10 protein-coding genes and 1 pseudogene are annotated in these 11,555 nt (G+C 31.5%); 3 read left to right on the top strand and 8 right to left on the bottom strand.

What is annotated here, in order from left to right; translation table 11 throughout:
- Positions 1 to 47: 47 nt before the first annotated feature.
- The gene (locus tag QO200_RS16990) at positions 48 to 188 is read right to left on the bottom strand and encodes a hypothetical protein (RefSeq protein WP_371542584.1); all 141 of its coding nucleotides are present in this window, start codon (positions 186 to 188) and stop codon (positions 48 to 50) included.
- A 139-nt stretch (positions 189 to 327) separates the two neighbouring features.
- On the opposite strand from QO200_RS16990, the pseudogene QO200_RS16985 reads away from it, so the two are divergent.
- Both QO200_RS16985 and QO200_RS16980 read left to right on the top strand, forming a co-directional pair.
- A pseudogene (locus QO200_RS16985) lies at positions 328 to 390 on the top strand (hypothetical protein); the annotation flags it as partial.
- Positions 386 to 829, top strand: coding sequence for an SDR family oxidoreductase (locus QO200_RS16980; protein WP_371542582.1), 444 nt, complete (start codon positions 386 to 388; stop codon positions 827 to 829). The pseudogene QO200_RS16985 and the gene QO200_RS16980, both read left to right, overlap by 5 nt.
- Before the next feature lie 381 nt (positions 830 to 1,210).
- Here the strand turns inward: QO200_RS16980 and QO200_RS16975 are convergent, their stop codons facing one another.
- The 6 genes from QO200_RS16975 to QO200_RS16950 form a co-directional block, all read right to left on the bottom strand.
- Positions 1,211 to 3,559, bottom strand: a complete 2,349-nt coding sequence (locus tag QO200_RS16975; protein WP_371542532.1) for a patatin-like phospholipase family protein — start codon at positions 3,557 to 3,559, stop codon at positions 1,211 to 1,213.
- A gap of 630 nt (positions 3,560 to 4,189) precedes the next feature.
- Complete coding sequence (locus tag QO200_RS16970; RefSeq protein WP_371542528.1) at positions 4,190 to 4,762, bottom strand: DUF4833 domain-containing protein; 573 nt, start codon at positions 4,760 to 4,762, stop codon at positions 4,190 to 4,192.
- Positions 4,763 to 4,865: 103 nt separating this feature from the next.
- The gene (locus tag QO200_RS16965) at positions 4,866 to 5,762 is read right to left on the bottom strand and encodes a 3-hydroxyacyl-CoA dehydrogenase (RefSeq protein ID WP_371542526.1); all 897 of its coding nucleotides are present in this window, start codon (positions 5,760 to 5,762) and stop codon (positions 4,866 to 4,868) included.
- A gap of 123 nt (positions 5,763 to 5,885) precedes the next feature.
- Positions 5,886 to 7,820: an oleate hydratase gene (locus QO200_RS16960; RefSeq protein ID WP_371542522.1), complete on the bottom strand. Its 1,935-nt coding sequence runs from the start codon at positions 7,818 to 7,820 to the stop codon at positions 5,886 to 5,888.
- 159 nt (positions 7,821 to 7,979) lie between these two features.
- Positions 7,980 to 8,846, bottom strand: a complete 867-nt coding sequence (locus QO200_RS16955; RefSeq protein WP_371542519.1) for a hypothetical protein — start codon at positions 8,844 to 8,846, stop codon at positions 7,980 to 7,982.
- Positions 8,847 to 8,856: 10 nt separating this feature from the next.
- Positions 8,857 to 9,846 carry an alpha/beta fold hydrolase gene (locus tag QO200_RS16950; RefSeq protein ID WP_371542517.1) on the bottom strand — a complete coding sequence of 330 codons (990 nt, stop codon included), beginning with the start codon at positions 9,844 to 9,846 and terminating at the stop codon, positions 8,857 to 8,859.
- A 436-nt stretch (positions 9,847 to 10,282) separates the two neighbouring features.
- Here QO200_RS16950 and QO200_RS16945 point away from each other — a divergent pair, with 436 nt between their 5' ends.
- Positions 10,283 to 10,405 (top strand): hypothetical protein, encoded by a 123-nt coding sequence (locus QO200_RS16945; protein ID WP_371542514.1) that lies wholly within the window; start codon positions 10,283 to 10,285, stop codon positions 10,403 to 10,405.
- Between the two features lie 476 nt (positions 10,406 to 10,881).
- On the opposite strand, the gene QO200_RS16940 is transcribed toward QO200_RS16945, so the two are convergent.
- Complete coding sequence (locus QO200_RS16940; RefSeq protein WP_371542579.1) at positions 10,882 to 11,532, bottom strand: oleate hydratase; 651 nt, start codon at positions 11,530 to 11,532, stop codon at positions 10,882 to 10,884.
- Positions 11,533 to 11,555: the final 23 nt, after the last annotated feature.

The raw sequence follows: 11,555 nt of genomic DNA, 5'->3' as shown, positions 1-11,555 counted from the left end.
TTTTGTTAAAATCAAATCTTTATGAATTACGTTTTTAGGTTAGATATTCAATACCTATTTTCCCATATTAATTTAGCCGATACAAAATCTTCTATAGCAATCCCAACTGATTTAAAAAGTGTAATTTCACCATCATTTGTTCTTTTATGATTTTTATCTTTACATAAAGTAATTAAATCACCTTTGATACATTCTGAAGTGATAAATCCTTTTTCAAGGCACTGATAAATTTATCCTGCTTTTTGGGTGTTGCTTTTAGGTGGAGAAGTAATTGCCGTTTAGGCGGATGTAAGCAAAACAGCAGATGTAAAAAATCTTTTTGACCAAGCTATTTCACGTTTTGGTAGAATTGATGTGTTAGTAAATAATGCGGGTATTATAATTAATTAAAGATACAACCGACGAAGATTTTATACGTCAGTTTGACATCAACGTAAAAGGAGTTTTCAACGCCTTACGTGAATCATCAACTATATTAGTAGACAACGGAAGTATTATTAATCTTTCTGCCTCCATAAATCATATTATGTTACCGACTTATGGTACTTATGTTGCAACAAAAGCCGCTGTAGAACAATTGAATAGAGTTTTTTCAAAAGAAATTGGCGATAGAGGAATTAATGTAAACTCTGTTTCTCCTGGAACTACAAATACCGAACTTTTTACTTTTGAAAAACCTCAAGAAATTATAGATCGTTTGGCTTCTCTTTCACCTTTTAACAGAATTGAAGAACCAGGTGATATTGCAAAAATAGTACTCTTTTTAGCCAGTGATGATGCAAAATGGATCAATGTTCAAAATATTGGAGGAAATGGAGGAATGTCATAATTGATAAAAAAAATGATAAAAACTATTATTTTAGGATTTTTTGAAGCAATTGCAGTTACTATAGCTTTTGTATTGCCATTGCCTACTTCGACCATATTCTTATTTTGGGTAAGTTAATATCTTTTTAGTAAAACTATTAAAAAGATAATTTTAATTTTTATTCAAATTGTTTTAGGGGTAATCATGAGTGCTAATCAAGAAGCACTGTCTAATCTTATTGGTGGTCTTTTTATTGTTTCTTTTAAACTTTTAGAATAGTCCAAATTATCAAAAACGAAGAATATATGTTAATACATACTGTTACTTATATTACTTCCCGCTAAACAATAATTAGAGAATAAAATGATTATGATTCACAATGCTAAAATCAATTAAGAAACATTAATTAGATCTATTTAAATTGAAACCTATACCAATGAAAAATCTTACCTTATTAATATTATCAACCCATGATAAATCTAAATTAACAGGCCCCAACAATGAATTATACGATAAAGTAGCTCCTGAAGATAAAAGAAAGCTCGTTTCTATAGAATCCTCCCATTTACCCTTTGCTCTAAATACATTTTCTAAATAATCGTTAAAGTTATGAAAGCCAACAGAGGCTACATTAAAATGAGGAGTTATATAAACTTTGCTTATCCCCGTTTTTACCTGTAAACCTAAATTTAAATTCATAAACTGACTTGCTAATAGTTCTCCTTCATATAATCCTGGAAATACAAAGTTTTCATTTCTAGGTTGCAATGCAACTCCTCCAAGAAAATATTTTGCACCCACTCCATAATTGCTAAAAGAAACATCATTATCCTTTTCATAACCTTGGAATGTTAAGCCTGTTCTTGCTCCCATAATCGCAGTTGTATTGCCATTTAATATAAATCTTTTTTCGAATTCAAGCTTTAACTTACTAAAATTATTTGTAGAACCACTAATATTAGAAAGATCTGAATTGTAAAAACTAATATGAATATCTGTCTTTAAAGATCGACTTATAGAACCTTTTAGCATAAAACCATTCGTTGGAAAAAACACTTTATCAAAACTATTCTGAATATAATGAACATCGATTTCCGTAGTATAATAATCGTACTTATTCAATTCAAAAACGTTGGCGTTATATTTAGGATCTATCTTTGGTTTTAAATGTGTATTCTGGTAATTAATCCCAACTCCAACATAACTTTTTAAAGAATTAATATTTCTATTTATTTGATTATTAAATTCAAAGAAACGATACTTCATATTTTCAACACTTTCTCCACTAATAAAAATATCTTGTTCTATTTGTTGCCCATAAAATTCTGTTCTCCACCACCATTCTCTATCCGAACCAAAATTCTTTTGATGTTGAATTCTAAATCTAGGTTCCTCAGCAATATCTAGCGTTACAAGTGTACGGGAAGCATGACCTATAATATTTCTACCTGTATAATTCATAATTAATCCTACTCCATGATAATTATCATAATGCAAAGCACCATTTATTTGATGTTTAGATTTTTCAAAAACATTTAATTCTAGCCCTTTTTTACTTTCAGCTATTATAGAGGTAAATGTTATGTGACTGAAAATCGTTGTTCCCATAGCTCTATTTATACCTTTTAAAATGTCTTGTCGTATATATTTTTTATTTGCTTTAATATTTGTTCTAGCTTTCACTAATGCAAGATTACTCTTGCTTATATTATTATAGACAATGGTGTCTAAAACAATTTCTTCTTCTATATTAGGTAATTCGTGGGTTAATTGCTTAAAACCCTTTAACTTTTTTGATAAATCAACAAGTGCGTATAAGTTTTGAATTGTCGCAATTTTACCTTCTTCATATATATCTTCACAACTATCAAAATCTCCTGTAGAAAAGGTTAAATTTGGTGTATGGTCAATCAATATATCGCATAAAGCTTTATTTTCAGGATTCTTTAGATTACTATGTAGCATCCCTGTTTGAAAAAGTAAAGTTACTATATTGTCTAACTTTTCTTTTGGTTCCATACCGCCACCTACATCACTACCGATAATGATATCAACATTTAAGTTTTTAGCTATATCCACCGGAAAATTATTAAGAACACCACCATCAATCAAAAGTGTGTTTTCATATGGTACTGGCATAAAAGCTCCAGGAATAGACATACTAGCTCTCATTGCGAAAGCTAAATCGCCTTTGTCAAGAATTACTTCTTTTCCATTCACGATATCTGTAGCTACAGTACGAAATGGAATTGCTAGTTTATCAAAATCAGTGTTTTTATAAACAGGATATGTTAAGTTAGATAGAAAAGACCTAAGATTTTGATCATTTAAAAGAAATGGGGTTATTTTTATTTTACTTTCTTTGACTCCAGTTCCAACTAAATATCTTCCAAATTCGTTTTTCTCCTCGACACTAACATTGTTTAAAGAAACACTACCTCCAATTAGTTCATCCCAATTCGCGTTTTTTGCAATCTTTTCAATACTATCACCAGAATATCCCATTGCATATAATCCTCCTACTATACTTCCCATACTATTTCCAACTACTAAATCGGGAACAATACCCAAAGAGTCGAGTACTTGCAAGATTGGAATATGTGCAATCCCTTTTGCACCACCACCACTTAATACTAAGGCAACTCTTGGCTTTTTCTTTTCAATAGGTTTCTGAGCGAGTAAAATAGTAGGAAATATAAGTAAAAGTACCAGAAAGAATGCAAGTTTTTCAATTCTTGAAATATAATTCATTATTTTTAATATTTAATGTTTTTTGATAAGTTATTTATTTGAGTAAACCTTTGGAAAATTCTACAATAAATGAGATCATTGAAATACTTAGGAGACGCCACAGTTTGATGGTTTATACATTTATAAAGATAATTTCACAGAAATTCCATTAGAATACCCATTTAAAACTGATAATTCTTCTATAATATTCTCATTCCTAGTACTTCCAATTGGGTTAATTTTATAAAATATGAATGCAAAAAAACGAAGCAATATAAGTCATTTGGAATTTTTGACAGGTTTTAAACAAATAATGTTTATTAAAATTTTTGTCATTAATCAATAAATTTTATAAATTATTTTTTTCATGTTTTTGGAGTATGGTTAACAACTACACAAAATGTCTTTGACAGTTAACGTTAATGCAGATTATGATAAAATATTAGATAACATTCAGTTATTAAAAATTTTAGAAGTAGTTTGAGATATGTCATTTTTGTAAAACCTTATCTATTTAAAAAAAAAAGTGTAATATTTATACGAAAAGTTGTTTTTAGGCCTGGTAAGTTGCCAAAATCTATACTTAATTTAATCAATAGATTTATGAAAAAGAGTTTTTAGAAAAACTAAATGAATTAATTAAAAATTTAATCATTTTAATATAAACTTTTCTATAACGGCCTTATTTGATTTATAATCATTACCATAAAATAGTATGTATGCAATTTTTATGTTTTTCCCCAACTTAGTCTCTTCAAGTTGAATAAACATCTTGTCTAAATACATTTTTTGATTGTTTATTGTAACATAAATTCTAGGGGGTACTTTTTTTTCAAAATTTAGGTAGAACGATAATTCATCAGTCGCAGCAAGCCTAAATTTGTATAAATTATCAGTTAACGATATTAAAACAATACCATAAGCTATTTTTTTTTGCATTTTTGTTAGCTCTTTTTTACTTCCGTCTGTAGCATAAAGGATTCGATATTCTTTAATAGGATCACTACTATTTACAGTTTGTCCATTCATATTTATTTCATATAAATAGGTGTTGTGATTATTACTATGTTGAATGTAAAAAAGTAATGTTTTTGTTTTTTTAGGTGTGGGGTAATTCTCTTGTGAGAATCCTAAATAAGGATAGAATACCAAAACAAAAAAAAATGTTATAAATTTTATTAAATGCATTCTTATTTTATTTCTAGAAGTAATTATGTGTTTCATTTTTATAAAATTATAAAACAGTATTTTATAACATTACTGTTCGTAAAATACTGTCAAAAATAGTGTCGTAATCAATTTGTGTTAAAAAAATTGCATCACTTAATTAACTTAAAAAATCATCTTCTTTATACGCAGGATTCGGATAGGTATAAAAACCTTCCCCTGTTGAAACACCTAATTTATTAGTATCTACAAAGTGTTCTTTTATATAGGCAGTCATTTTAATTTTAAAAGGGTCTTTTGATTTTTCTGAACCCATTTTATTAATATTATACACCGTATTGATTCCTACAATATCTAAAATTGCAAATGGTCCCATGGGTGCACCGGTGGCTTTCATCCATGTTTTATCAATAGTTTGAGGGTCGGCAACTTCTCTAACTAAAAGTGTTGTTGCAGCTGTTAAAAGCGGTACTAATAATGAGTTTAAAATATAGCCTGGTTGTTCTTTCTGCAAAGGCAAGGCTAACATTCCGATGGCTTTTGCAAAAGCAACAACATCATTAAATATTGTAGGATTTGTGCCTGAATGTCCCATAATTTCTGCAGTATTATTTTTCCAAATATCATTGGCAAAATGAAGTGCCAAAAATTGAGAAGGACGCCCAGTAAACTCAGCAAATTGACTTGGTAAAAGGGTGGATGAATTGGTAGCAAATACGGTTTTTTTAACTGCAACTTCCGCAAGATTTTTATAAAAATCTATTTTGATAGCTGGGTTTTCTGGTACAGCTTCAATTAACAAATCAGCATCTTTTACAGCATCTTTTAAATTCGAACTATACGCTAAATTGTCAAAAGCAACTGCTAAATCTGCTTCTGAAGCATGCAAATCTCTTTTGAAAGCAGCACACATGCTTGAAAATTTCGCTTTTGCATTTGCTAAGACATCCTCATTAATATCATAAACGGTTACGTTAAAATTATGAAAAGCTGCTTGAAAAGCTATCTGATATCCTAAAACGCCGCTTCCGGCTACTGTAATGTTTTTGTAATTCATTTTGACTAGTTTTTTTTAGTACTCACTTCAAAAAATGTGATTCAATAAAGCAAGTATTTCATTATTATATTTCTTTTAAAAAGGGTTTGATTAAAAAATCAAACCCTTTTTTAAAATTATAAATTAAAGACTTTTTGCCCATTCTTGAAGTTTTCCAAATTGCTCTGCAATAAAAGATTCATGATGCTCTTCAGGTACTTCGTCCATAGGTAAAATATGTTCAAAATAAGTGTTTTTTAAGACACGTTTTAAAATTCCTTCACCAGGAAATGGTTTATTGTCATTTAATGCTTTCGTAGCTTTTAATATATGTCGAATATCATATTGTGCTCCTGCAATATCAGGTACTTGTTTGTTAGAGTTCAATAATTTATAAACGGCAGTTCTACCAGTTCTCACTGATGATTCTACTGTAAACACAACATCATTTTTAGTCTCTACAAACTGACCTACAAGACCTAAATTGGTACATCCAGCAGGCACTATTTCTGGTCTGTCACCAGCGGCTCTAGGCATAAACATAGATGTGATGTATGGCATAAAAGAAGTACGAACAATGGTGTTTTCTATTACGTTTTCTAATTGGTTTTCCAAACCAAGGTGATAACATAATTCAGATAAAATTTCGTTACCTGTACATTGAGGCATCCTTTTTTGAACATGATTCCCTAGTTTATCCATATATAAGGCGTACACCCAAACTACTAAAATATCATCTGGTTGCGTAGGATAATGGGGTTGGCGGTTAATGGTAAAACTCATCAACCAGTTAGAATCGGCAATGGTTACAATACCTCCTGTGGCTGTTTTTCCGGAATAGGGATCATTTACACAATATTCTTTAAACTTTTCAGTCAAATCCGAAGGACGACAAGTTAAGGTTGCTGATTGCCAAGCTGATTTTTCTATATCACTACAAAACTTTTCGGGCTTTCCGAACACGGGAGACTTAGCAGCCAAATTTTTCCATAATTCCCATCCAATACTGGTACCGCTTTTACTATTATCAATAGCTTCAATAGCTGGTTTAGTGTTAGTTCCGTACGATGTATCTTCGGTCATAGAACCTGTGGTAACAATTACATAATCATTCTCTCTTACAGGAATTACTATTTCTTTATTGTTTTGTTCAGTAATAATACCTTTGACAATTTTTTGTTCAGCATTAATATGAATGTCTAAATCTTTAACAAGTGTGTCAAACTGAATTTTCACCCCTTTAGATTTCAAATGCTCGGTTAAAGGTTTTACAAATGTGTCATACTGATTGTATTTAGGAAAAATCAAGCAAGAAAAATCTTTAAAACCATCGGTAAGATGCAAAAATCGGTGCAGGTATAATTTGCACTCAAGTACACTATGCCAGATTTCAAAAGCGAACATGGTACGAAAGAAAGTCCAGAAATTACTTTCCAAAAATGATTTACTAAAATAATCCTCAACGGTCACATCATCTAACTCTTCTTTCTTTTTTAATAAAAGCTTTACGATGGCTAATTGATCTTTCTTTTCTAAATTAAACTTGCTAAAATCTTTAACAACGCCTTTATTATGTATTAATCGGGCTTTTGAATAGTTTGGGTCATTGTCATTTAACAAACGGTATTCATCTAAAACGCTATAGGGAGCAGGTAGTTCTAGTGCAGGAATATCTTGAAAAATATCCCACAGATTCTCATAAGTCATCTCCATTTCTCTACCACCTCTAATGATATAACCATCATCGGCATTTCCAGCACCATCAAGCGAACCTCCCGCTACCGGAAGTTTATCTAAAAAAACAATGTTTTCTCCTAACACATGACCATCTCTAATAAAATAATAAGCCGCTGATAAACCTGCTATACCACTACCTACAATATAAACTTTACTATTTTCAAATGATTTAGAAGGAATTCCTTTATTACGCTGATAATTCCCTGTTAAATCAGCAAAAGGCATTGCTTTATCTTTTGAATTGCGCAAAACTTCTTTGCTTGCATCTGGATCATGTTCTACATTTCCAGGAAAGGGAGATGCTTTTAATACTTTGTCAAATTTTGATGTTACTTTATTCATTTTAAATTGTTTTTAAATTATATATTATACAAAATTACCTTTATTACTAAGATCTTGTGTATCCCGAAATTCAGAAATTCTATCCTTATTTTTTTAGGTTTTTTATTAATTCTAAAATAGTTAGACTGTTCTAGTATGTATTATAAATAAATATTCATTTTAATTATTCAATTCTTGTTTTAAAGGATTCATTATACCTGTGGTGAGTGTAAATCTAAAATTCCATTGTGCACCTATAAACTCAGGAGATTTTTCATAATGATGTATTTCATAACTCAAGTTTACTGGTAATCTTCCAATTTTAGTAGTACTACCAAATCCAAACCCTATTGGTACAGACCATCTATTTGAAGAATCTCGATCCCAATTTGCAACTATTATTGGGCTAATTCCTATATTAAAAGTGGAACTAAGTCGATACTTTAAAAAGTACTGAAGTTTAAATCTATTAATGTCAACACTGTTTTTTTGGCCTCCTAATGACCAATTTTGTTGTGCAATAAACCCAAACATCACATGATCATCAACACGCCCCATTCCAAAAGTTGGCCCAACAGACCATTGCTCTGATCCAATTACAGAATTTGTAGCAGTTGGAAAAATCCAAGTTACACCTCCTCCTATTAAGTTAAAAAAACCCAAGCCTTTCGAAGGAGAAATAACTTGAATAAGTTCAATATCACCCAAACCTCTTTCATTTTTATAACTTCCATTTTGCTGCGGAGTTTCGAGGATGACATAAGGAATTAAGGGTCTGTTAATTAAATTCCATTTATCTCCTAATGGTATTGGCATTATAGGTTGAATGTTGGTATAATTTGCTTTTCGGTTTCCAGAAATTGCATCGCCACTCAAAAACGCAAAATCGTTCTGTATTTGCAAACTCCAAATATCTGAAAGAGGGTTTAAAAACTCTTTACTCATTTCTTTAATGTGCTCTGAATCTTTATTCTCGTTTTGTGCTTTAACTTGCTTTACAAATAAAAAAAGTAATATTAGCAAAAGTTTTTTTATGTTGATACTCATATCTCCTAATTTATTTTTTTAACATTTCACTCTGTAAATTAAGCCAAGAACTCATAGTTGCAGAGACAAATTCACTAGCATCTTGCTGTATAAAATGACCACTACCGGGAACGGTAACAAGTGTCATATCTTTTTCTACCCATTCCCATGTATTATTTAAACCATTAGCATTAATAGCGGTATCCTCTAGACCATGAAAAATAAGCAACGGCATTTTAAGTTTTGGCAATGGATTCTCTTGTGCTTTTTTCCATTCTTCCATGTAAGGCTCTCTGGTGTAGTTTGCTTTATAAAAGTTAAGCATAGCATCAAAACTCGACCTTTTGAAAGCAGCTACATACTCAATACGAGTAACGGAATCCTTTACCCAAAACGCTAAGTTTTCGGCAGTCATAGGTTTACCAAATAAAATAGTAGGGTCTTCGGCTGCGCCATCTATAAACTTACGAGCATAGCTACTACTTTCTTGTTGGGACGGGTTATTCGCTAATTCTCTAAGCATTCCGTTAGGATGTGTAATATTTAAAATTATAAGTTTATCTGTCATTTCTGGTAGATTAATAGCAAACTGCCAGGCAACGGCACCTCCCCAATCATGACCTATAATAATTGCTTTCTCCTCTTTAAAATGATGAATCACTGCTGCAACATCTCCTACTAATTTTTTCATAGTGTAATTTTCAACACCAATAGGTTTGTCACTCTTATTATAACCTCGTTGATCTATAGCAACTACACGGTATTTTTTTGATAGAACAGCCATTTGATCCCTCCAAGTGTACCAAAAATCTGGAAAGCCATGAATCATTACTATAAGAGGTCCTTTGCCCATTTCCGCATAATGTATATTTACTCCTCCTGAATTAACATAACCATGCTTAACATGTTTCAATATTGTTGTTTTACTTTGAGTGTTTTTGTAAACAGAAGGCGCAACAATCATACTCAAAACAGAAAAAAAAACGATTCCAAGAGCTAGAATTTTTAATACTTTATTCATTTTTTATAGAGTTAGAATTAATTACTCAAATTTATCACTATCGAAACTTTCTATTGTATCCCCATATTCAGATATTGTATCCTAAAAAAAATATTATTTGCCTCTTTTGTAAGCAGATGGCGAGTAATTGATTTGATAGTTAAGGAATCTACCCAAGGTTGGAATAGTGCGCCTACTAACTGAGTCGACACTAAAAGTGATGCATGAAATCTTATTTCTAAATTATGAAAATAGTATGTAAAGTTTATTACCGAGCTTTTAAAGAGAGAGCCGTTCAATTGAGTTATGAGAGAAAACATGTATCAGAACTCACCGGAGTGGTGGAAAGAACATCTCTACAGCTACACAAGTGGCATAAAGAGCTCTAAGAATTTGGAGAAGGAAGTTTTTCTTGAAAAGAAAATTTAAAACAAAATCCAAATCTGGAAAAAAAACTATGAACTGGAAAAAAAACTATGAACTGGAAAAAAGACTTAAGGATACAGAACCGCAACCGGATAAATTAAAAATAGCAATGGCATTTTTTCCAAGGGCGGTCAATAATTTACAGTTTCTTTAAAATAAAGGAACTGCTATTCCTGATTGAAAAAATGTGCTTTTTTCTTTAAGGGAACTAGGGAGGTTGCTACCGATGGAAAAAAGACAAAATTAAAATTTGACAAAACAAATAACCACCAACAAAACAGGCTTGTTTTCGCAATTATTGGTGCGCATAATTCCTGTCCTGTAAAATTACAAAACCGGCAACCAGTTGAAAAAATCATGATAACTGGTTGCCGAAATTACCTATCACAAGAGTTTTGCGTTCTTTAATAGTTCCTCTGCGTATGTTCCTTCAATCTTTTTCAATCCATATTTTTCTACCAAAGACAATAACCAGGGAAGTTCCAGCTCTTTAAGCTTCTTTTAATCATTCAGAAAATAAATAGCTTCTAAAAGTACCCTTATATCAAAGGAGGAAGCAAAAACTTCAGGAACCCCACGATCAACCTGTAACAAGGTATAAACTGCTTCCATTGCAGTACGCACGGAATATTAAGTAGTGAATACCGTATCTTTTTCGGTTTCGGCAAAATTGCCTATGAATGCAAGGTTGACAGAACCATTCGGAACCACCAAAGGACGGTCGCCCAGTGCACGGGGCATAAAATACGAAGTAATGTATGGCATACGACAAGGGATAGTAATTGCAGAATTTTGGGCAATAGATGGAATTTCACTTTCAGGAATACCAATGTGGTAAAGCCATTCCTCGCATAATTCAATGCCTGAACAATCGGTTATTTTCTTCTTGACATAATTACCCCGTTTATCAGAAAACAAGCCGTATACCCAAACAATAACCTCATTTTCTTTTTGAGCCTTAAAGTGGGGTTGGCGGCTGATAGAAAAACCATATAACCAGTGGCAATCTTTAATGGTTACCGGACCACTAGTTACCATCGTACCACTTTTGAGATTTTTTTTGATGATTTTTTCTATATATGGTAATACTTTATCGTCTGTTAAAGTAATAGTACCCGAAATGACCCAATTACCTTTAGGAATATTTTCGCAAAATTTTTCCGGTTTCCCGAAACTGACATCTTGTTGCGCCAATCTTTTCCAAAGTTTGCAACTCCCACCAATGTCCTTATTTACAGGAGCCGACGTATTGTTGTCACCATAAGTGCTGCTTTCTGTTATAGAACCGTTGGTTACAAATACTA

The organism is Flavobacterium sp. Arc3, assembly GCF_041431375.1.
GTDB lineage: Bacteria > Bacteroidota > Bacteroidia > Flavobacteriales > Flavobacteriaceae > Flavobacterium.
The sequence above is the reverse complement of the archived record's forward strand: the minus strand, read 5'-3'. Positions and strand labels throughout refer to the sequence as shown.